This is a genomic window from Parabacteroides leei, assembly GCF_023369805.1.
In the GTDB taxonomy this organism is placed as follows: Bacteria; Bacteroidota; Bacteroidia; order Bacteroidales; family Tannerellaceae; genus Parabacteroides; species Parabacteroides leei.
This window is the reverse complement of sequence record NZ_JAMBQG010000022.1, coordinates 68,744-88,944: the sequence shown is the minus strand read 5'-3', so window position 1 is coordinate 88,944 and position 20,201 is coordinate 68,744. Positions and strand designations below refer to the sequence as shown.

General features: G+C 44.8%; 19 protein-coding genes. 7 read left to right on the top strand and 12 right to left on the bottom strand.

The window, feature by feature from the left end; all coding sequences use genetic code 11:
• Window positions 1-80 precede the first annotated feature (80 nt).
• The 4 genes from M1P97_RS22525 to M1P97_RS22510 form a co-directional block, all read right to left on the bottom strand.
• Window positions 81-362 carry an HU family DNA-binding protein gene (locus M1P97_RS22525; protein ID WP_195373518.1) on the bottom strand — a complete coding sequence of 94 codons (282 nt, stop codon included), beginning with the start codon at window positions 360-362 and terminating at the stop codon, window positions 81-83.
• Between the two features lie 123 nt (window positions 363-485).
• Window positions 486-1,136, bottom strand: coding sequence for a response regulator transcription factor (locus M1P97_RS22520; RefSeq protein ID WP_195373519.1), 651 nt, complete (start codon window positions 1,134-1,136; stop codon window positions 486-488).
• A complete protein-coding gene (locus M1P97_RS22515; RefSeq protein ID WP_249390271.1) occupies window positions 1,133-2,374 on the bottom strand; it encodes a PLP-dependent transferase in 1,242 nt (413 codons plus the stop codon). Before M1P97_RS22515 ends, M1P97_RS22520 begins: the two co-directional genes overlap by 4 nt.
• Window positions 2,375-2,459: 85 nt before the next feature.
• Window positions 2,460-4,073 carry a carbohydrate-binding domain-containing protein gene (locus M1P97_RS22510; protein ID WP_249390270.1) on the bottom strand — a complete coding sequence of 538 codons (1,614 nt, stop codon included), beginning with the start codon at window positions 4,071-4,073 and terminating at the stop codon, window positions 2,460-2,462.
• A 273-nt stretch (window positions 4,074-4,346) separates the two neighbouring features.
• Between M1P97_RS22510 and M1P97_RS22505 the strand changes: the two genes are divergently transcribed.
• The 6 genes from M1P97_RS22505 (at window position 4,347) to M1P97_RS22480 (ending at window position 9,236) form a co-directional block, all read left to right on the top strand.
• Window positions 4,347-5,126, top strand: a complete 780-nt coding sequence (locus tag M1P97_RS22505) for a polyphosphate polymerase domain-containing protein (protein ID WP_249390269.1) — start codon at window positions 4,347-4,349, stop codon at window positions 5,124-5,126.
• Window positions 5,110-5,793 (top strand): DUF4956 domain-containing protein, encoded by a 684-nt coding sequence (locus tag M1P97_RS22500; RefSeq protein ID WP_195373523.1) that lies wholly within the window; start codon window positions 5,110-5,112, stop codon window positions 5,791-5,793. The genes M1P97_RS22505 and M1P97_RS22500 overlap by 17 nt, the downstream gene beginning before the upstream one ends.
• 22 nt (window positions 5,794-5,815) lie before the next feature.
• Entirely contained in the window at window positions 5,816-6,490 is a 675-nt protein-coding gene (locus M1P97_RS22495) for a DUF2490 domain-containing protein (protein ID WP_249390268.1), read from the top strand.
• 5 nt (window positions 6,491-6,495) lie between these two features.
• On the top strand, window positions 6,496-7,629 hold the full coding sequence (locus M1P97_RS22490; protein WP_249390267.1) for a sensor histidine kinase: 1,134 nt from the start codon (window positions 6,496-6,498) through the stop codon (window positions 7,627-7,629).
• The gene (locus M1P97_RS22485) at window positions 7,629-8,381 is read left to right on the top strand and encodes a LytR/AlgR family response regulator transcription factor (protein WP_249390279.1); all 753 of its coding nucleotides are present in this window, start codon (window positions 7,629-7,631) and stop codon (window positions 8,379-8,381) included. Before M1P97_RS22490 ends, M1P97_RS22485 begins: the two co-directional genes overlap by 1 nt.
• 90 nt (window positions 8,382-8,471) lie before the next feature.
• On the top strand, window positions 8,472-9,236 hold the full coding sequence (locus M1P97_RS22480; protein WP_249390266.1) for an exodeoxyribonuclease III: 765 nt from the start codon (window positions 8,472-8,474) through the stop codon (window positions 9,234-9,236).
• Here the strand turns inward: M1P97_RS22480 and M1P97_RS22475 are convergent.
• The 3 genes from M1P97_RS22475 to M1P97_RS22465 form a co-directional block, all read right to left on the bottom strand.
• A complete protein-coding gene (locus M1P97_RS22475) occupies window positions 9,231-9,755 on the bottom strand; it encodes a GNAT family N-acetyltransferase (protein WP_249390265.1) in 525 nt (174 codons plus the stop codon). The genes M1P97_RS22480 and M1P97_RS22475 overlap by 6 nt on opposite strands.
• 64 nt (window positions 9,756-9,819) lie before the next feature.
• A complete protein-coding gene (locus M1P97_RS22470; RefSeq protein WP_249390264.1) occupies window positions 9,820-10,371 on the bottom strand; it encodes a GNAT family N-acetyltransferase in 552 nt (183 codons plus the stop codon).
• 261 nt (window positions 10,372-10,632) lie between these two features.
• The gene (locus M1P97_RS22465) at window positions 10,633-11,304 is read right to left on the bottom strand and encodes an SGNH/GDSL hydrolase family protein (protein ID WP_195373528.1); all 672 of its coding nucleotides are present in this window, start codon (window positions 11,302-11,304) and stop codon (window positions 10,633-10,635) included.
• Between the two features lie 98 nt (window positions 11,305-11,402).
• Here M1P97_RS22465 and M1P97_RS22460 point away from each other — a divergent pair, with 98 nt between their 5' ends.
• Complete coding sequence (locus M1P97_RS22460) at window positions 11,403-12,071, top strand: DUF2490 domain-containing protein (protein ID WP_249390263.1); 669 nt, start codon at window positions 11,403-11,405, stop codon at window positions 12,069-12,071.
• A gap of 12 nt (window positions 12,072-12,083) precedes the next feature.
• On the opposite strand, the gene M1P97_RS22455 is transcribed toward M1P97_RS22460, so the two are convergent.
• Genes M1P97_RS22455 through M1P97_RS22435 form a run of 5 tightly spaced genes read right to left on the bottom strand, consistent with a single transcriptional unit; the run spans window position 12,084 to window position 20,195 of the window.
• Window positions 12,084-13,376, bottom strand: coding sequence for an ATP-binding protein (locus M1P97_RS22455; protein WP_249390262.1), 1,293 nt, complete (start codon window positions 13,374-13,376; stop codon window positions 12,084-12,086).
• Window positions 13,377-13,388: 12 nt separating this feature from the next.
• Window positions 13,389-13,934, bottom strand: coding sequence for an eCIS core domain-containing protein (locus M1P97_RS22450; RefSeq protein ID WP_195373531.1), 546 nt, complete (start codon window positions 13,932-13,934; stop codon window positions 13,389-13,391).
• Between the two features lie 37 nt (window positions 13,935-13,971).
• Window positions 13,972-17,205, bottom strand: a complete 3,234-nt coding sequence (locus tag M1P97_RS22445) for a contractile injection system tape measure protein (protein WP_249390261.1) — start codon at window positions 17,203-17,205, stop codon at window positions 13,972-13,974.
• Window positions 17,192-19,453 (bottom strand): hypothetical protein, encoded by a 2,262-nt coding sequence (locus M1P97_RS22440; RefSeq protein WP_249390260.1) that lies wholly within the window; start codon window positions 19,451-19,453, stop codon window positions 17,192-17,194. The genes M1P97_RS22445 and M1P97_RS22440 overlap by 14 nt, the downstream gene beginning before the upstream one ends.
• Before the next feature lie 37 nt (window positions 19,454-19,490).
• Window positions 19,491-20,195 carry a hypothetical protein gene (locus M1P97_RS22435; RefSeq protein WP_249390259.1) on the bottom strand — a complete coding sequence of 235 codons (705 nt, stop codon included), beginning with the start codon at window positions 20,193-20,195 and terminating at the stop codon, window positions 19,491-19,493.
• Window positions 20,196-20,201: the final 6 nt, after the last annotated feature.

The following is a 20,201-nucleotide window of genomic DNA, read 5'->3' as shown; positions in this document are numbered from 1 at the left end:
CGTCATTATCCTGACGAGATTGACACGCTAAGCGTTATTTCTTACTTTTGAGATAGCCTCTTTCTGTTAATTCAGCTATTTTATTTCTTTCCGTTCATAGCTTCCAATAAGAACTTGCCAGGTTTGAACTTAACGGTTCTTCTGGCTTCGATCATAACAGGTTCCCCTGTTTTTGGGTTACGAGCCATGCGGCTGGTTTGTGGTCTTGGGGATAAGGTTCCAAAACCAATCAGGGTTAGTTCTTCATTCTCTGATAATACTTCTGTTACGATCTCCATGTAGGCTTCTAATACCTTGCTTGCCTTCTGTTTTTGCAACCCGCTTCTTTCAGCCAGGGCTGTAATGAGTTCTGCTCTATTCATGAGTACTTATTTAAAATTAATAATATATGAAATTAACAGCCATATTCCGGAAAATGTTCATCAGGACCTATAAACCATAGTATGACGACTAATGACGGTGTAAAGATAGTGAAATAAATTACTCTATATATAATATTCGGCAGAATCTATAATTCCGGCGCGGAGCGCATATCGGGTTGCTTCATGTATATTATTGATTTCCAGCTTACGAAAGATGTTCTTACGGTGAGTGGTAATGGTATGGATACTTGAAAAACGTTCGGCAGCAATCTCTTTAGTTGTCTTACCTAAGGCGATGGCTTTCAAAACGTCCCTCTCGGTAGAAGTTAGTACCGGATGTTCTTTAGGTTCATGCGTTACTTTCTTGTCGGAAAGTAAGTTCCTGATCCGGCTACAAATAAATTGCTGAGAATGAAAAGCAGAGAGTATGCCCGAGGATATTTCTTCCATAGGAGAATCTTTCAACAAAATGCTGAATGCTTCGCTACTGAAAATAATCCGGCGGATGAAATCTTCACTTAATTCATCACTGAATAGAATCCAGGATACTTTCCTGAATCTGGCTTGCAGGATGATCAATTCTTCTGCCCCGTTCAGGTCGAATAATGAATAATCGAGTAGAACGATTGCTTCAGGATACCGACTCAGTAGCTGAAGCAACTCTTTCTTGTCGGCCGCTTCAGTCGCAAGACCAATCTCCGGCATCTTATCTGTCAGGTATAAGATGCCGGCTTTAGTGATATCCTGGTTATCAGCTATGACAAGGGTTCTCATTTATCGGTAGCTAAAGCTTGTTCGATATCTTTATACAGATCGTTCACCGACTCCAGACCGACCGATAAGCGTATGGTCTGCTGGCTGATGTCCATGCTCTGACGCTGTTCTTCCGAAAAACCGCCGTAGATGGTACTTGCCGGATGGATAGCCAGTGTCTTATTATCGAACAAGTTGGTTGCGCGACGGATCAGTCGCAAACGGTTCATAAATGCAAAGCAGGCTTCGCGGGAGGCCAGGTCGAATGTCAGCATAGCTCCGGGATATTTGCCGAACTGGGCTGTGCTTAACTTATAGTATGGGTTATCTTTCAATCCTGTATAGTTGACGGAGACAATGCCATGCAATGCCTGTAAACGTTCTGCGAGCTCCAGGCAAGTTGTTCCCTGGCGGTCGAAACGAACCTGCATCGTTTCCAACCCCAGCGTCTGCATATAAGCAACCTGCGGTGTCATATAGGCTCCCAGATTACGATGGATCTCTTTCCGCATACGGGCGGTGAAGGCGCGTTCGTCAAATTGTTCGTACCAGTGTTTCAGTGTAATGAAATGGCTCCAATCGAAAGTTCCGTTATCGAGAATCAACCCTCCCACGCTGGTTGCACCGCCGGATATATATTTTGTACTGGATATAATTTCTATATCTATGCCATGATCTTTCCCACGAAAGACAGAAAAAGGAACCACAGTCGTGTCGGCAATCAGCGGCACACCGGCTTCTTTCCCGATGGAAGAAAGTAATTTCAGGTCGGCCACTTCCAGTTGTGGATTGGTAATTACTTCCAGAAAGATAGCACAGGTATTGCAGTCTATATTGGCACGTACTTCGTCCGGATTTGTCAGGTCACAAAAGCGGGCTTCCATACCGAAAGCGGCCAGTGTGTTCTTCATCAGGGAATACGTATTTCCAAACAGATGCGGTGATGTAACGATATTCGCATGGGCACGTCCGATCGTCATCAGCGTATTGCTGATAGCTGCCATCCCTGAATTGAGGGCGGTAACGCTTATTGCTCCCGTGATGGCGCGTACCCTGTCTTCAAAATATTGTACGGTAGGATTCGTGATCCTCGAGTATGCATGATCGGATGTATGTCCACAGAAAGCTGCTTCCATCGCTTCGGCCGTATCAAATTCATATGCGGCAGTGTTATATACCGGCATGGATAAAGCGTTATAAACATCCGGCTTTTCGTAAGGGGTATGAAGCACGCGTGCTTCAAAACTGAGATCTTCCATTCTGAACTATTCTAGTATTGTTTTCTTTTTGCCGTTACAAAAGTATCATTCATTTGCTTTCATAGTATACAAAACGGAAGTTTTTTTACCAGCCGCCGGGTCTGCCTCCTCCGCCACCCATTCCGCCTCCACCTATTCCACCGGAGACAGAACCGAGGGTTGTCACCATCGAACTTGTTGTAAAGGTAGCGGCCTGGGTACCTCCGGAATAAGTGGCACCGGTGTAAAGTCCGTAGAAGTCGGTTCCACCTGTCGCTGTTCCTCCGGTTTGCAGAGTATAGCTTGCTCCGCTTGCCAGTGATGAACTACTGAACAAAAGGGTCATTTGCTGAAGTGTACGTGGTATTTTGAAGGTCAGGACGTCTGTTCCGTCGGCTGCACTGATATGGAACAATGTGTTCTGTGTTCCACTGCCACCATAGACTAAAGAAGGTTGCGTACATTCCTTGGATGTCGGTGTGCTGGTTCCTCCACCTACACCGATAATGGTTCCTCCGGTAATCTTAAAGGTATTCTGGTCGCAGTCGAATCCATCTTCCGGCGAAGAGGTTCCGATGGCGATAACGGTTCCTCCGGTAATCGTCAATGTACCGTTCGAATCTATACCGTCGTTTGCAGCACTATAACAGTAGATTTCTCCGCCATTGATAATGATAGAGGTAGCAGCATTGATACAGTCGTCGTAGGCTTCGACAATGATATAACCGTCGTTAATGACCAGTTCGCGTTTGCTTTCGATACCTTCCGCTTCGCGAAGAGAGGTCTTCACCTTTATGTTACCTCCGTTGATAGTCAGGTTGCCGAGGCTCTTTATTCCTTTCGCGGAAGTACCTGTGGTGGTTATATCGATCGTTCCTCCATTGATATCCATATAAGGATTAATGGAAGAGTCGGAGCCTTCGTAAGAGGTGGTGATCCCTTCGTCGCCGCTGACAATCGTAATATTACCATCCTGGATAAGGATATAACCCTCTTCACATTCTATGGCGTCTTTTGTTGCATTGACAACCAGTGTGCCGCCATCGATTATGACAGCATCGTTTGTATGAATGCCATCGGATACCTTGCTGGTCAGCTGAAAGTTTCCTTCATAAATCCGTACATAATCGTCGCTGCAAATGGCATGTTTATTATTACCGTTGACAGTCAGGGAGCCATTACCGTTGAAGATCAGTTGCCCTTCACTGAAAAAGGCGGCTTTTTGGTCTTCGCTTCCGCTCGTTTCATAAGAAGAGCCGTCGGTCAATATATTCTGAGTATTATCATTCAACTGAACGAATACACGTTTGTGTGATTGGATATTGACAGCCGGGCCGGAAGGATTCGTAATGGAGACACCGTTGAATGTCAGCTTGAATTTATAATCACTGTATATCTTTACCCTGCCGTTGGCAGTTGTTCCGGAGAGGATGTATTCTATCTCTTCTGCTGTCGAAACGACTGTTACCTGTCCGTTGTCGACCTGAACAGATACACCATTATCTGCCATCGGATTGGAAACCGTCACGGTATTGTCAAAAGAAATAGTGACCGTAGTAGAAAAAGAAGAGTTATCGACCGAGTCTTTCTCATCATCGGGTACTGTCTTTGTTTCTTCACCGGAAGAGATATCATCCGTACTGCAAGACGGTAATGACAATATCGATATGATCAGGGAAAATAAAAACAAGTAGCTACTTACAATATTATACTTTATCATAATCCTTTCATTTTTATCTCCAAAAATAACCTCCCTTCCCAGCCTCACCAAAAAGTATCTGTAAACAAGAGGTTTTTATCAGTGAAAAGAGAGATACCCTGATTTATGTTACTACATCCACACAGTAGTGTCGTCATAGCGACACAGTAGATTCACTCTCCTCCTTCATGGGATAAAACTCGCATTTCACTGATTATTTTTCTTATCCAATAAAAGCATTTCTATTTTTGAAACCAAAATGTAATAAGTATATCTATTAGTCTGAAAAGCAAAATGAAAGAAAAGGTTATCAACTCCATCCTGAACGGTTTCCCTTCCATCTCGCTGGCCGAGATGGAAGGGGTCCGGCTGATGAACCGGACAGATACGAAATATACTACTACCATCGATCAGTTGGCTTTATTTCTGGAACAGTTGCAGAAAGACTATTATATACAGGAAATAAATGGCAAACGGATCAGCCCGTACCAAACGATCTATCTGGATACCCCCGGACTGGCCATGTACCTGGCTCACCAGAACGGACGCCGTACCCGTGAGAAAATACGGATGCGGTCTTACACAGACTCCAGCCTGACCTTTCTCGAAATAAAAGATAAGAACAACAAAGGTAGAACCCGGAAAGTACGGATGCCTCTTCCCCGAATGAACCCTTACCAGACGGCAGATGCAGAAAAATTCCTTTGTAAACATGCTTGTTTCAAACTACAGGAACTGGTATTGCAGATGGAAAACCAGTTCGACCGTATCACCCTTGTAAACCGGGAGAAAACAGAACGGCTTACGATCGATACCGGACTTTGTTTCCGTAACCTCGCTACCGGTATAGAACAATCGCTACCGGGATTGGTCATCATCGAACTTAAGCAGGATGGTAATATGCCCTCCCGTGCAAAGGAATATCTCTCCCGGTTGCGTATTCATCCGGTCAGTATCAGCAAATACTGTTTAGGTATATTACTGACCAACCCGGCTGTTAAGCGAAATCGCTTCAAGAAGAAACTAACTCAAATAAATAAACTAGCCAATTATTCTTATGGATACATTCTTTGATATTGCAGAAGAAGCACAGTTGATGGGAAACCCCGTCATGGATACGGATGCATTTACACAACTGATACTCCGCTTCCTCTTTAACTTTGTGGTGGTCGGCCTGATTATCCATTTCTTTTATTATCCCAAAAGCAGGCGGAGAGATTATTATTTCACTTTCTCGCTGATTAATGTCAGCGTGTTTTTCCTTATTATCCTAATGGGAAGTGTGAAGCTAAAGATTGGTTTTGCACTGGGTATATTCGCCATCTTCGGGATTATACGCTACCGCACAGAGTCGGTGCCTATCCGGGAGATGACTTACCTGTTCATTATCATTGCCCTTTCCGTCATCAATGCATTGGCTGTACAGATCAGTTTCGCAGAGCTTATTGCAACAAACTGTATCTTTCTTCTCGTCACCTGGCTACAGGAAAGCGAACGCTGGTTGAAGCACGTTTCCTGTAAACTGATCTTATACGATAAGATACAGTTGATCGTACCGGAAAAAAGGGATGAACTCCTCTCCGACCTCCGTAGTCGTACCGGATTGGATATACAAAAGATAGAGATCGGGCATATCGATTTCCTGCGTGATGCCGCTTTTATCAAAGTCTATTATGAATCCGACTCACAGGAGATCAATACAGTCGATACATTAACCCGTTTCCCGCGGGAAGGGGAATAAAACCTGTTAAAACTACTGCCTTATGAAATATCTGAAAGTAAAACTATTTGCTTTATGCCTGCTGGCAGGCTCTTCTCTCCGGGCCCAGAATGACTTCGGTTCGTCACTGAGCGTCGATGTAACGAAGAAGATTGTCCCGGGCCTGAATCTGTCGCTGGAAGAAGAGTTCCGCCTGCGTGACAACCTGAGCGAAACAGACCGCTTCTCTACCACACTCGACTTAAGTTATAAGCCCTGGAAGTTTCTCAAACTGGGAGGCACCTATAATCTGATCAATTATAATCATGAGACGAAAGGTTGGGAAGTGCGTCACCGTTATTATTTTTATGCCACCGGTTCGTATCGTTTTGACCGCTTTACCGTATCTTTACGGGAGCGATTTCAAAGTACATATCGTGTCGGGATCAAAGAGACAAGTAAGCGGGCCAATCCGAAATTATATCTCCGCAGCCGGCTCGAAGTGGAATACGATATCCGGAATTGCAAATTTGAACCTTACGCATCTGTTGAATTATATAATACGCTGAACGATCCACAAGGAAATAAAATGAATAAACTGAGATATACAGCTGGCAGCAAGTATAAACTGAATAAACGAAACTCCCTGCAACTGTATTACCGGTATATTAATTTTAAAGATGACGACGAAGGGAATGGTAAACACATGATAGGCCTGGGATATTCATATAAATTCTGACCGGAATGGAAAAACAAGAACAACGGCAAAGGCTCCTGGAGAACCTGATCTACCTGATTATCTGGGTAGTGATATGGATCTCGCCCGTACTGGAACATAAATATAACGGAGAGACGATCAACTGGAACGATATTTTTCGTGCCTGGAAGATTATCGCTCCTTTCTTCATTCTTTTTATTATCAACAACTATGCGCTTATCCCTCTCCTATTGATACGGAAAAAGTCGTGGTTGTATCTGTTATTTACTGCATTAACGGTCTGCCTGATCTTTGCCCTGAATCCGTTTATGAAGTTAAAACGACCGGATAACCCGGATAAATGGCCACCCCGTGAATTCAGGATGGAACGTCCGCCAATGAACGAAAGGATACATCAGTTCCCCGACGGAAAGGAACTGCCCCGCCAACCGGAACATCCTCCTATGTGGCGTATGCCGGGCATGATCTCACCGATGGTCAACCACATCCTGATCGCCATTCTGGTGTTGGGGCTGAATGTGGCAATCAAATTCCTCTTTAAATCCATACGTGACGAACACCGGATGAAGGAACTCGAAAAGCATACGCTTCAAACAGAACTGGAATATCTGAAACATCAGATCAACCCGCATTTCTTCATGAATACGTTGAATAATATTCATGCCCTGATCGACTTGGATACAGAGAAAGCCAAAGAGACCGTTCTCGAACTTTCCAAGATGATGCGCTACGTCTTGTATGACGCTGCCCTGCCAACGCTGCCGCTCGAAAAAGAGATCCGTTTTCTGAATAACTATGTCGGACTGATGAAACTACGGTATACTGATCAGGTCGATATCCGGATATCCCTGCCTGAAGAGGTTCCGAACATACAGATCCCGCCGTTGTTATTTATCTCGTTCCTTGAAAATGCATTCAAGCATGGCATCAGCTACCAACAGAAATCGTTTATCCATCTATGTATGGAGATAAAAGAGAATGAACTGGAATGCCTAGTAGTAAACAGCAGTTTCAATAATGCCGGCGAACAACATAAAGGCATCGGGCTCGAAAACGTCAAAAAACGCCTTCGCCTGCTTTATGATAATAACTATACGCTGGATATCCAAAGTGAAAAGAATGAATATCGTGTCTTACTGATAATACCCATACAATTATGATAATAAGATGTATTGCTATCGACGATGAACCGCTGGCCCTGGCACAGATAACCGGTTATATCGGGAAAGTGCCTTTCCTTCAGCTTGTAAAGGCTTGTCCAAGTGCGCTTGAAGCGTTGGATGTGATAGCCACCCACCCCGTCGACCTGATCTTTGCAGATATTAATATGCCGGACCTGAACGGGATGGACTTTGTCAAATCACTAGCCAAAAAGCCGCTTATTATTTTCACTACCGCTTATTCGGAATATGCCGTTGAAAGTTTCCGGATAGATGCGCTCGACTATCTATTGAAACCTTTCGGATACAACGATTTTTTGAAATCAGCCAACAAAGCCCTCCGGCAAATGGAATTGCTGAACGCTCCCGTTCAATCGGCTCCGGTCGTTTCCACATCGGGCGAAGAGACTGTTTCCGTAAACAACGATTTGTATATCAAAGCGGATTACAAGATGATACGTATCGATATGAGTAAGATTTTGTATATCGAAAGCCAGAATGAATATGTGCGGATATTCTCAGAAGACCAGAAACCGGTGATGTCTCTCCTTAGTATGAAGGTACTGGAGGATAAACTACCGCCCGAGAAGTTCATGCGGGTACACCGTTCTTATATGGTCAACCTCTCCAAGATAACAGCGGTGGCACACAACCGTATTATCTTTGGAAAAGACGTATATATTCCTATCGGTAATCAGTATAAGGACAAATTCACACAGTATCTGGATACCCATTTTCTGGGAAAAGGATAAACCCGACAAGAGATTTATTTGGTAAAATTAGTACATCAGCTTGTTAAATTGTATCTTTGAATTCATATAAACAATCATAAAACAGATTATATGAAGATCATAACATACAACGTAAACGGACTTCGAGCAGCCGTAACCAAGGGACTGCCCGAATGGTTAATGCAGGAACAACCGGATGTGCTCTGTATTCAGGAAACCAAACTTCAGCCCGATCAATTTCCTATCGAAGCATTTGAAGGATTGGGTTACACACCTTATCTGTTCAGTGCACAAAAGAAAGGGTATAGCGGTGTTGCCATCCTTACCCGTCGCGAACCCGATCATGTAGAAATCGGTATGGGTATCGAAAAGTACGACAATGAAGGTCGCTTTATACGGGCAGACTATGGCGACACCTCTGTCGTAAGTGTCTACCACCCTTCGGGTACAAGCGGTGATGAACGCCAGGCTTTCAAGATGGAGTGGCTGGAAGATTTTCAGAAGTATGTGGTCGAACTGCAAAAAACACGAAAGAAACTGATCCTTTGCGGTGACTATAATATCTGCCACGAACCGATAGACATTCACGATCCGGTGCGTAATGCAACCAATAGCGGCTTCCTTCCCGAAGAACGTGAATGGATGACCCGTTTTCTGGATGCCGGTTTTATCGACACATTCCGTTTTCTGAACCCGGATAAGCAGCAATATACCTGGTGGAGCTACCGTTTCAGTGCCCGCAAGAACAATAAAGGATGGCGCATCGACTACTGTATGGTCAGCGAGCCGGTCAAACCGCTATTGAAGAATGCCTATATCCTAAATGATGCGGTACACTCGGATCATTGTCCGGCGGTATTGGAGATTGAACTATAAAAGCAGTTCATACAGTCTGAACCATACCAGGTGCGGATAATTCAATCCCAGGTCGACAGTTCCCACATAACGATACCCGTGTTTTTCATATGCAGCAATAGCGGGTGCGTTATGTATGGAGACATCCAGACGGATTGCTTTCATTCCTTCCTGTCTTCCGTATTGCTCCGCAAAACGGAGCAAAGCGGAACCAACGCCTTGCTTCATAAATAAAGGATGTACGACGAAGGTATGCATGACCAGGATATCTGCATAATCCGCTTCTATCCCCCAACGGATCTGGGTGTATGCTTCTTCGGGTTCATGACTTAAAATAATACTCCCCACTATCCGTCCTTCTATCCGCAGGACGAACAGTGCTCCACATCCTATACCTTTCACCGCATCCTCCCGGACCGGATAAATACCTTTTATCCAGCCGGGATAATTGATTGTTGCTTCCAAATGGTCGTTCAACTCATTATACAACTGTTCCAGTTCGTCGATATCCGCCGCTGTTCCTTTTTCTATCTTATACATTTATTTCCGATTAGGATGGCAAATATACATATTCTTTTTCCAGCAGGCAGTATCGACTTTCTCCCTACTCCCGCCAATGTTGCGGTTTGTCCAGGGCGGCAGTACACCCGATACGGCCTTTGGGAATACTCTCCACATCGGATGTCAGGTATTGGTACATCCAATAGTCGGCATACTCACGGGGAAGCGGATAAGGCGGAAAGTAACCGGCTCCTTCCGCGTCTCCTTTAAATCCATGACGAGGGTAATACTCTTTATGTCCCAAAACCAGGACAAGTCGAACACCTGACTCCCTCAGATACCGAAGTCCCGTTTCGATAAGCAGGCCGCCAATTCCTTGTTTCTGGTATGCCGGTTTTATAGCCAGCGGTGCGAGTATATATACCGATGAAGCCTCTTTGGCCTCATCCAGAATTCCCCGTGTAAACAGGACATGACCGACTGCTTCTCCCTCATAAAGAGCTAATAAGGAGACATAAGGTTCATTCGCATCAGCCAGTACTTCCGCTACCCATTCCGCTTCTTTCGCACTACCGAATGCCTGCGTTTCTACCTGCATTACGTCATTAAAATCGTCAGAAGTAGTTCTCCTGACCTGAACATCATTTTTATTCATTGATTGATTGTTTTTGATTACCTCAACAGGCAATCGTATATATTAGAAAATAAAATATTGGTTCGGATCCAAAAAAAGAAAAGTGACCAGCCTGAGAAGAGTTACAGGCTGTAATTAAGCACCTATATGTAAAGATTGTGTTGTCACAAAACAGTTTTAAGAATTCAAGGCAAAGGTATTTGATTTTTTGAGATACACAATAGCTGCTGTGTATATTTGCAAGTTACTCTGCCGGGAGAAAGGCAGAGTAACCAGCGACTTTTAATACTTTTCAAGAGCAGCTGAGATCAGTTTTTCCATGATCACATACCCATCCATTGTAGGATGCACGCCATCTTTCGAATACTTTTCCGGAAGACCGTTACGCTCATCTTTCATGGCTGAATGGTAATCCACATAAGTCAGGTTGTTCTTATCGGCATATTCTTTGATCATCTTATTCAGAGCTATGATCTTGCCGGCGGGTTCAAGTCCTTTACGCCAGCTATATTCGTAAGCAGGTAAGATGGAACAGAGAACCACATCTATATTATTGGCTTTAGCCAGTTCCGCCATCGAGATAATATTACCCAGGATATTTTCGGGTGAGATATACCCGTTATTCTGGGCGATATCATTGGTACCGGCCAGGATAACTACTGCTTTAGGTTGCAGATTTATTACATCGGCACGGAACCGGACCAACATTTGTGCAGTAGTCTGCCCTCCTATTCCCCGGCCTATGTAACGGTTGTTTTTGAAAAATAAGGAGTCGGTATTCCACCAACCGTCCGTGATAGAGTTTCCCATAAAGACGACCCGTGTAGGTGTCTGCACCGATTTATTCGCTTCTGCATAACGGCCGAACTGCGCCCAGTCGTTCTGCTGGCTAAAAAGTGAGGATGTTGCCAATGTACACATGGCTAATAAAAGCCATTTCTTCATGTTTTTCATACTATGAATTTCTTTAATTAAGTTACAATGACAACAAAAATAGTAGTTTTATCATTATCTTTGCAGAGATACTAAACTAAAAACACATTCTAAGTTCCATGAAAGACTATTTCAAACGAAATTGTTTCTTTATCCTATGCTTTCTATTGATACCGACAGGATATTCTCCCTTGGCTGCAATGGACGGAGCAGGAATGGCATTCAAGGCCAGCCTGTCCGGAAAAATATACCGACGCTTTTCTTTCTTATTTGAAGAAGATATACGCCCGAAAAGTAATTTCCGGCAAGCCGAATGGTTCCTGACCACCGGAGAAGTGAACTACACGTTCAACCGTTACCTGAAAACCGGTATCGCTTATATGTTGCTCTGCCAGTATAAGGCATCCGAAGAACTGCGTAACCGCTATTACATTTATGTTTCGGGTAATTATCCTATCGGCAACTTCTCCCTGTCGCTTCGTGAACGGTTTCAAAGTACATACAAAAGGGGGACACAGCATCCCAAGAACTATCTCCGGACCATGCTTACGCTCTCTTATAAGATCCGGAAGACAGGTTTATGTCCCTTCGCCTATGCCGAAATATTCAACGACACAGGCTATCAGGGACAAATGCATACCGACCGCATCCGTTTTTCTGCCGGAAGCGATTACAAGATTGATAAACAGAACTCGCTGCAATTATATTACCGTTATCATATATTTAATGTATACGATCCGGTAAACTACAAACATGCAATAGGCCTGACTTATGCCCATCGGTTTTAAAGGATCTCTTCCTTAGCACTTCAATTGCTCTTTCCGCAACGCGTCTCTCAACATTTGCATATCCAGTCGTTTCTCTTTCGAGACCACCAGAAACAGTGCGCACCGTCGTACCACATTGGCAATAGAGCCCCCGGAAAGCTCTGTCTTGGCAGCAATATCGATCAGTTCCTTCGCATTCTCACCCAACCATTCTTTCGGTAGCATCTTTCGCCACAATTCCGCACGGAGTTCTTCGGTGGGCATAGGGAAATAGATGACCGACTGAAATCGGCGGGAGAATGCTTCGTCGATATTCGATCGCAGGTTGGTGGCCAACACCACTGTTCCCGGAAAATCCTCGATACGCTGGAGTAGGTAGGCTACTTCCTGATTCGCGTGGCGGTCGTTGGAAGTGTTGGTAGAGGTACGTTTGCCAAACAGGGCATCCGCCTCATCAAAAAAGAGTATCCAGTTACGATTCTCGGCCAGATCGAATACCCTGGCGAGATTCTTCTCCGTTTCACCGATATACTTGGAGACGATCATGGAAAGATCCACGCGATACACATCCATGTAATTTTTCTTACCCAGCAGGGTGGCCGTCAGTGTCTTACCCGTTCCCGGTGGACCGTAGAAGAGGGCACGGTAACCGGCTTTCAGGAAACGGGAAAGACCCCATTCTTCCATAATCGTTTTGTGCGAAACAATCCACGTGTTGATTTCTTCTATCTCTGTTGCCACCCGGTAATCCAGCACCATGTCCTCCCAGTTGAGGGCTGTTGTGATGCGCTTGGCAGGGAAACCTATATTATAATCAGGTTTATACTCCACGTCCAGCAGCACACGACTCTGGAATTCTTCAGATACGCGTAGTTGGCCGCTGAGAAATGGTTCTCCTTCGCCTGCACCTTCAAGTTGCAGGATATTTTTCCCGTAGAACCAATGGTCTCTCTGGAATAGACGGACTACTTCTTTCCGCATCTCGACATCCTCTCCGGCGAGAATGAGTGCGACTGTTTCACCTGTGGGCAGAAAACCGCCATGCGACAGCCCTTTCCAGCCACCGAACTCGGTGTACTGCCGGTCGAAGTTTTTGTTTTGCACAAAAAAGATGTCGAGTACCTGCGGACAGACGTGAGGCATAAGGGCTAGCATGATAATCACCTGCTCACCGAAAGTCATATCAGAGACTCCTGTCACCTTCTCCAGCCAGCCATTGACAGGAGGCCGTACTTCTTCCAGCCGGGTATATTCCGTATCTTGCTGGAAGTAGAGCTGAATGGCAACAGTCAGCACCTGGTTAAACCACGCTATATATTCACGCATAAGTCTCTCCGTTTATAAGCTGTTTGCCCTTGCCCCCATCACGTCGGCTTCCTGTTCCAGGGATACATTATCATTCACCGGCATGCCGCCCACTTCGGTAGTCGGTTCCACACGTCCGGCCATTTGTTGAGCCACATGCCATGCCTCATGCGGTAGATGCTGTTCCTGCCCCGGGGCAACATGGATGTCCGTTCCCTGCGTATATGCCAAAGCTTGTACAGTAGCAGGTTGTGATGAGTTATAATGCACCTTTACATCATCCAGTGAAAATCCAGACAGGTTTTCCACCCCCGCTTTCAGATTATCAGGCAGGCCGGTGTTGTTTGATTTCTTCTGTACCGCCGTATCGGCTTTCATCTGAAAGGATTCATCCTTATCCTCTTCCCGTTGGATAGTTCCGTCGAATTTACCTTGCAAGGCATCTTCTTCTTCCTCACCGACCCGTTGTAGAGCCAGGTTCACCGGACGGTTATCCACAAACTGTAAAGCTCCACTACCATCCTGCTTTTGCTGGATGGTACGAGCTGTCTTTTCTTGATATACTCTTTCTGTTTCCATATTTTATAGTGTATTATCAATAATCAGCTTAAAAGTTTCACTTTTCACGCCAGTGTACTTGTAGATTTTTCTTCAACCATGGTAAATGTATCTGCTTAAAGGGCCACGGAATAGAGTCGAGTAGAATATCGATACTCCGATCTTCTACGGTCAGCAACCATCTTTCATCCTCTTGCACCAACTGTCCGCCACGAACTATAAAATTCTGTTGAAAACCTGCCATCGACGTGTTTCTCATGTGTGTCCAGTTTGATTTTACACCTTCCAGCATACTATCGGCCATTTCCTTTTCTTTAGCGGTCAACTCCAGGCGTTTCGGCAGAGGAAGATGCATCGGTAAACCGACAAGCATACGATTAAAGACCAGTTCTGTTTCAGCATACTCCCTTTCTTGCGAACAAGTCAGATATTGCAGCAAAAATACGGCATGGAGTCGGCTTAGGTCACTCTTAAAGGATTTTCTCTGTTCGTCCAAAAGATCACACAGTTGCATCAATCGCAGTAACCAGGGAGCGAACAAACACAAGCCGGCATTATTCACATGGAAGTTTTCAGAAACTCCCGTTTGCATCTCTTCCTTCGGATAATTTTCCATTATCCTCAAAACTTCTTCTACTTTTAAATCCATCTCTTTTTTATTTTTAAAAGGAAGAGACTGTACAAAAGAATGTATAGTCTCATTCCGGTTGTTATACATATATGTTTCTAGATGATTTTCTATAATATAGGTAGCCAACGCCGTACGCAAGTCTATCTCTCCGGCCTGGTTATTTTCCGATAAGCAGGCCGTTATCTGTTGCAACAGTTCTGCATTCGACAGGGAGAGACTTGCCACCAAACGCATCCAGTCATTTATATCCAGCCACTCCAGCCATTTGTCCAAAGGTATGATATTTTGGGTAATAGAAAGACGGATATAGTCTAATAGTTCTTTCGGACGGCAACAAAGATAATTGCGGAGCCATCTCTTCCTAATGATCTCCGGTTGAGTAATATCTGACAGTTCTCCTATTTCTTTATTTCTAGTAATTTCTTTATTCTCTGCAACATCTTTATTTTCTAGATTTTGTACGTTATTCCTATTTGCCTTGGCAACTATTTGGTTGGATAATCCCGTCCATTCGACATTGTTCCGATAATCCGATTTGCCAGTATAAACAAGGTAGAGGAAGGATAAAAATTTCTGTATCGCTTCCTGTTCAGTCAATGTTCTGCCGCCCAAGGTGTCTTTATCCTGCATGTAAAGCAACAAGGCTTGCGGAAGTGCACTTGAAAGAGTTATATTGCCCCTGGTAAGGAATGGGAAATCGTTTGCTTTATACCCCAACCACTCTACGGTTTGCGATAATACGGCTGCCTGATGGAAACATGTCTTTCCCATGCCTTGCAGCATAGAACGGATAGATAAATATCCGGCCACTAAAGAGACTGCCTTACTTGCTTCAGGTAACTTATGAAGCAAAGAAATCCACTTCTGTGGTTTCTCGACTACCGCTTTTCGTAGCAGTTCGCGTTTGCGGTCGGTAGAAACAGATGTATCTTCCAGCCAACTGATAAAACCATCCAAGGAATTCCAATGACTTTCCAGCAACATTTGAATGGTATCAGAATCTTTTTTTGATAACTGTAACCATTCCTTGAAATCAATTTGGACAGAATGTCCTGTATAAATTCCGGTATTCAATAGAAGGTTCGATTGCTTTCCCTCTTTCTCCGATATATATAACTCGACTAACCATACTTCTATGACCTCTTCGTTATCATTACCTGTAATCTCCCGATAAATTAAACGCAACAGCTGCCGGATACTCTCCGGTTCCGACAGGTTGGAATAACTGTTTCCTATCCAAAGCAATACCGCTTTATGCATGGCCAGGCTTAATAAAGTTTCGGGTATGCCGTTTAACAGACCGGTTCTTTTTATAAAGTTTTGCAAGTAGGCTGTTATTTCTGCTACCCTTTCTATTGCAGTGAAAGAAACAGAAGCAAGTAAGCGGTTAATAGTTGCGTCATTAGTTGCTTCGGCAATGAAAGTAACCAAATCAACTTCTTTTATAGCCTCTGTACGGAGCCATTCGATGAAAAAAGCCGGTCTCTCCTTTGCCAGTAAGGTGAGCAGCATCCGTTTATCTACATTACTTCGGTGACTATCTTTCAGGAAAACGGTCAAAGCAGCCACGTCCAATAAATGAAATAGTTGAGTTGCAGCCGGTAAGCGCAAGAGTGAAAGACGCAGGAACATACGATATAGTTCCCGGTTGAGGTATCCGTCGTACACAGGTGAACCGTCTGCCTGGAGTGGTTGGAGGTCATAAATGGCATTCAATACCTCTTTGTAATAAGTCTGACCAAACACTTCAAGCAAGAAACCTACAGTCAAATCCTCTTTTGAAAGATAGAAAGAATAGTTCCGCTTCCGGATGAATGTCAATAGTCGGTGATGCAAGTGGCGGATAAATTCATTTTTACCACCAAAGATAGCAAGCCCGTCAAAAGGGTAATACCTGACAAGCCATTCGTACAGGTAGTGCCAGTATGGAGGTAAATCCACTTCAGCATGTTCTCTTGTTTCAGTTACCATGATCTGCCGAACAGACAACGTGTCGAGCAGTTCCGCCATATCGTGTAGTTGCATGTCGTCTTTTGCCTCATGGATGAAACGAATGGGGATGGCGGGGTTCGTATCCAGAAGCATTCCGAGAAAGCGACGTTTCTCATACAGGCTGACGGATGGCCTGAATAGAGAGATGGTATAAATATGAAGAAGTATGGTCTCGTCGTCCGTCTGCCACAACACGCGACGCAGGACATGTTCCTTGCTTAGGCACAGAGGTATGATTTTCTCCGTATAGACTTCCGGTTGCACGACCGCCCACTCCAGTTCTTCCGTCAGGTTAAAATCGGCATCCATCCATTCTGCCTTTTGATAGCCGTGTTCCAGATAAAACAAAAGGTTCTCCAACCGGTAAGCTTCCGTCTTCTTTTTTTGGCTTTCAGACTGTATATTCCACATAGGCAGCGACTTCAACAACTCTTCCCGAAGCCTGAAAGGAAATTCCTTATAAAAATCGTCTTCCGGGATAACACCTAAGTCCAGGTCGAGTGTTTCTATTTCATAGAGCACCTTGTCTTTGTCATAAGCAGAGAAACATTCATCCACAACCTTTTCAATACAGGCATGACAAAAGCTGTCCCAATCCACATACAAGTTGTGTGCGAAGGGTTCATCTGCAGTGACGAAATCGAACGATAAGTGATTAATCGTTATCATCAGGCTTTTGCTTTTCTTTTGTATTTTTCAATACATTATTCATACCTTCCAGTAACATTTGTGCATCATCCGTATATTGCCTTGCCAATGCTTTCCGCCACAGCCGGTAATAGTCCTCAAACTCCTGCATGGAGGAAATTCCCAGCCAATAAATATCCATTTTCAAATGGGCAGGAAGCAAAGAATGCAGTAACTCCCGGCATACCTCACGGAAACGCGCAGAGTGGAAGCGTGTAGACCATGATGGTAATACAAATGACAGGGTGAACGGATTTTGGATGTCGGAAAGCACCGGCTCTACGATGTAAAGCGTTTCACACTCACGATTCAGCTCCAACAGATAACGACAGAGAATATTAGCAAGCAGGTTCAGGTGTTCCTTTTTGCCGATACGTCCCAGATTCATGCTGAATTTTTCTTCCTGATTGTTGAACACCAGCATATACCCATGATCTGCAGCATGTACAAGGCGATAGTTGCTCAGTAGAACACCTCCCCGGAAGAGGCCGCTGCTGATGAAGTTATGATTGAATACAGGCAATTCGCGACGCATCATTTCATACTGCTCTATTTTTTCATCTTCATCGTCTGGTAATTCCACACGCCAGACAGCTTCCACACTATCATCATCCAGCATCTTTTCGGAGATAAGCTTAGCAGCAAGACGTCCCCGGAAACGTTGGCCTTTTCCTTCTGTCCTCATCAGTACCAGGTTATGAGTAGCCAGCACGTTACCTACGGAACGGCTCTCGTCCCAGTTGATACCAAGTAGCCGACAGAACCATTCCTTTACTGCCGGTATGTTCCCACCTCCATTTTCATCGGTAATATCCCTTGCTTTAGCCCGGTTCTTTAACAGACGAGCGATGTGGCGCAGAAAATCCGTACGGCGACGCAGGATGTCTTCTTCCGTCTCTCCGTAGCAATCGGACTCTTCCATCCATACGGGCTGGCTCTCCACTCCATACAAATGGTCGAGAAAATCGAGGTATTGACTTTTAAGCACATAAAGGTTCCGGGTGGATGGATAATTCATATCTATCTCCAGGATCGAGAACAGGCGGGGAAGTTCTTTTACTTGCTGTAAGCCGTTTTCTATCACCTGGTCATATAGTTTCAGGTAAGCCTCAAAAGACGTGGCCGTGACTTTATCGGTAGAGAGATGGTAACAGGCAGGAAACTCCCTGGCGATAGGATAATGGGAGAAGATATCACGGTATGTTCCTTCCGGGCTTCCCCAATCATACTCTTTCTTCCCCGTCTTTTTGGTACGGATACTTCCTTTGGTGTAGTAAAAAGTTTTCAGTTGCTCTGAGAACTTCTCCATATCGACATCAACTAACGAGCGTCCGCATCGGATGCGTATATTTCTCATTTCATCTTCCTGCCGGGGGATCTTAAGACTGTAGCCTTTCGAAAAGTCGGTCAACGGATTCAGACCTTTTTGCAGGTAACAAGTACTGAACGAACGAATACCTTTTATGGCAGTTAGTTTCTTGTAAAGTTCATACTCCGTATTCTGTTGTTCAGGGATAACAATACGCAAGGCATTTTCCGAACCTTCCAGCCATTGTTCGAGCGACAAGCCGGAAGTAGGCTGATCTTCCGGTATGGACAGGCTCACCCCACCGGAAAGATAACGCAGGATGGTCAAGTATACCCTTGCCAGTATGACGGAGACATCATTACCCGGCTCGATCTCAAACTCGGCATGAAAGTCGAGTTCTTCGGGATGAACCACATCCACATCTTCGAGGTATTCGCACAAGTTACGGTGACTGTTATAGATAGCCTTGATCTGCTTAACAACGTCCTTGTTTTCTTCCTCGAAGGGGGAAAGGAGCACTTTGATGATGTAGCCGCCGGTATCCATATTACATTTTATCCATACGTTTTCCAGTTCGGGAATATAAGAAAAAAAAAGCTTGCGATAATCTTCAGTTGTAACAGGGGCAGTGGTATAAACCTCGTCGGGCGGAAAAAGGCCGAAACGCTTCGGATCGAATGTGTTGTCTTTCGTGGTCAGGTAATCTACCAGAGGGAAGTTGAGTTTATAGTCCAACTCCGTCAGTGCATAGTCGGCTATGTCGGCCAGCGTCACACCGGGATCGTGGACGTTGAAATCCGTCCACACCCTTCCTGAGAGGCGTTGCACTTCCGTCAACGTCTGTTTTTGCAAGCGTGAATACAGTTCTTCGTCTTCTGTTTTCTGCCTGATATAGGGTTGTTTGTCGTCCATCTCAATCATTCCCTTATTCCTTAATTGCTAATTTTCAATTTCCAATTCATCCTTTGTACATTTCCACAATCCGGCAATGTACTTCACCGCCGGGCAACCGTTTCTTGCTGCGCATTTGCAAACAAGGGGTGTCATTCTCTTCATACCAACGGAAACGGACACCTTCCGACCAACCCCACCAGTGTTTTTGGGGAGACTCTATCCGTTGCTCCAGAAAGTTCAGCCAGAGGGCGGTAAGACGTGTCAGTCGACACAATCCCGTACCCCGTTCGCGGAAAGAGGCATAGATGCGGTACACACGGCAACCGAAGCCTTCACGTGAAATTTCCAGCGGCAAGGCATGCCACTTTTTATCGGCCGGAATACTTATATAGTCTTCGGGGAGAGACGGTTTTTCACAGCCTTCTATCTTCAGGTTACCATGTACGGTGACGGTCTTGTCTTGCGTTATCTCGATCACCGTGTCATCCTTCTCGTTTTTAATGAGCAGTTCCTTTTCGGGCGTGACGGCAACAGACCATACAGGCGGTTCGGTTCTCGTAACGGGTGACTTCGGATAAAGACCGATGTTCAAGGTGTCGCCCTGCTCAGGAAAGAAGGCCCAGCCGGTGGAAGTTCTTACCACCTGACCATCTTCCGCAATGTTGGATACGGCATCTATCAGGTCGGCAAACTGTTCTTCAGTCGGTACTTTACCTTTTTTGAAGTACTCCTTCAGTGCACTTCTATCTTTTAAGTTATTAGGGGTCATAGGCTA

Bases quoted from the DNA above. Each gene is read 5' to 3' on its own strand.
- M1P97_RS22520 (WP_195373519.1), bottom strand. From the start codon at position 1,136: ATGAGAACCCTTGTCATAGCTGATAACCAGGATATCACTAAAGCCGGC.
- M1P97_RS22515 (WP_249390271.1), bottom strand. From the start codon at position 2,374: ATGGAAGATCTCAGTTTTGAAGCACGCGTGCTTCATACCCCTTACGAA.
- M1P97_RS22480 (WP_249390266.1), top strand. From the start codon at position 8,472: ATGAAGATCATAACATACAACGTAAACGGACTTCGAGCAGCCGTAACC.
- M1P97_RS22435 (WP_249390259.1), bottom strand. From the start codon at position 20,195: ATGACCCCTAATAACTTAAAAGATAGAAGTGCACTGAAGGAGTACTTC.
- M1P97_RS22460 (WP_249390263.1), top strand. From the start codon at position 11,403: ATGAAAGACTATTTCAAACGAAATTGTTTCTTTATCCTATGCTTTCTA.
- M1P97_RS22465 (WP_195373528.1), bottom strand. From the start codon at position 11,304: ATGAAAAACATGAAGAAATGGCTTTTATTAGCCATGTGTACATTGGCA.
- M1P97_RS22490 (WP_249390267.1), top strand. From the start codon at position 6,496: ATGGAAAAACAAGAACAACGGCAAAGGCTCCTGGAGAACCTGATCTAC.
- M1P97_RS22475 (WP_249390265.1), bottom strand. From the start codon at position 9,755: ATGTATAAGATAGAAAAAGGAACAGCGGCGGATATCGACGAACTGGAA.
- M1P97_RS22525 (WP_195373518.1), bottom strand. From the start codon at position 362: ATGAATAGAGCAGAACTCATTACAGCCCTGGCTGAAAGAAGCGGGTTG.
- M1P97_RS22510 (WP_249390270.1), bottom strand. From the start codon at position 4,073: ATGATAAAGTATAATATTGTAAGTAGCTACTTGTTTTTATTTTCCCTG.
- M1P97_RS22500 (WP_195373523.1), top strand. From the start codon at position 5,110: ATGGATACATTCTTTGATATTGCAGAAGAAGCACAGTTGATGGGAAAC.
- M1P97_RS22495 (WP_249390268.1), top strand. From the start codon at position 5,816: ATGAAATATCTGAAAGTAAAACTATTTGCTTTATGCCTGCTGGCAGGC.
- M1P97_RS22455 (WP_249390262.1), bottom strand. From the start codon at position 13,376: ATGCGTGAATATATAGCGTGGTTTAACCAGGTGCTGACTGTTGCCATT.
- M1P97_RS22450 (WP_195373531.1), bottom strand. From the start codon at position 13,934: ATGGAAACAGAAAGAGTATATCAAGAAAAGACAGCTCGTACCATCCAG.
- M1P97_RS22445 (WP_249390261.1), bottom strand. From the start codon at position 17,205: ATGATAACGATTAATCACTTATCGTTCGATTTCGTCACTGCAGATGAA.
- M1P97_RS22470 (WP_249390264.1), bottom strand. From the start codon at position 10,371: ATGAATAAAAATGATGTTCAGGTCAGGAGAACTACTTCTGACGATTTT.
- M1P97_RS22440 (WP_249390260.1), bottom strand. From the start codon at position 19,453: ATGATTGAGATGGACGACAAACAACCCTATATCAGGCAGAAAACAGAA.
- M1P97_RS22505 (WP_249390269.1), top strand. From the start codon at position 4,347: ATGAAAGAAAAGGTTATCAACTCCATCCTGAACGGTTTCCCTTCCATC.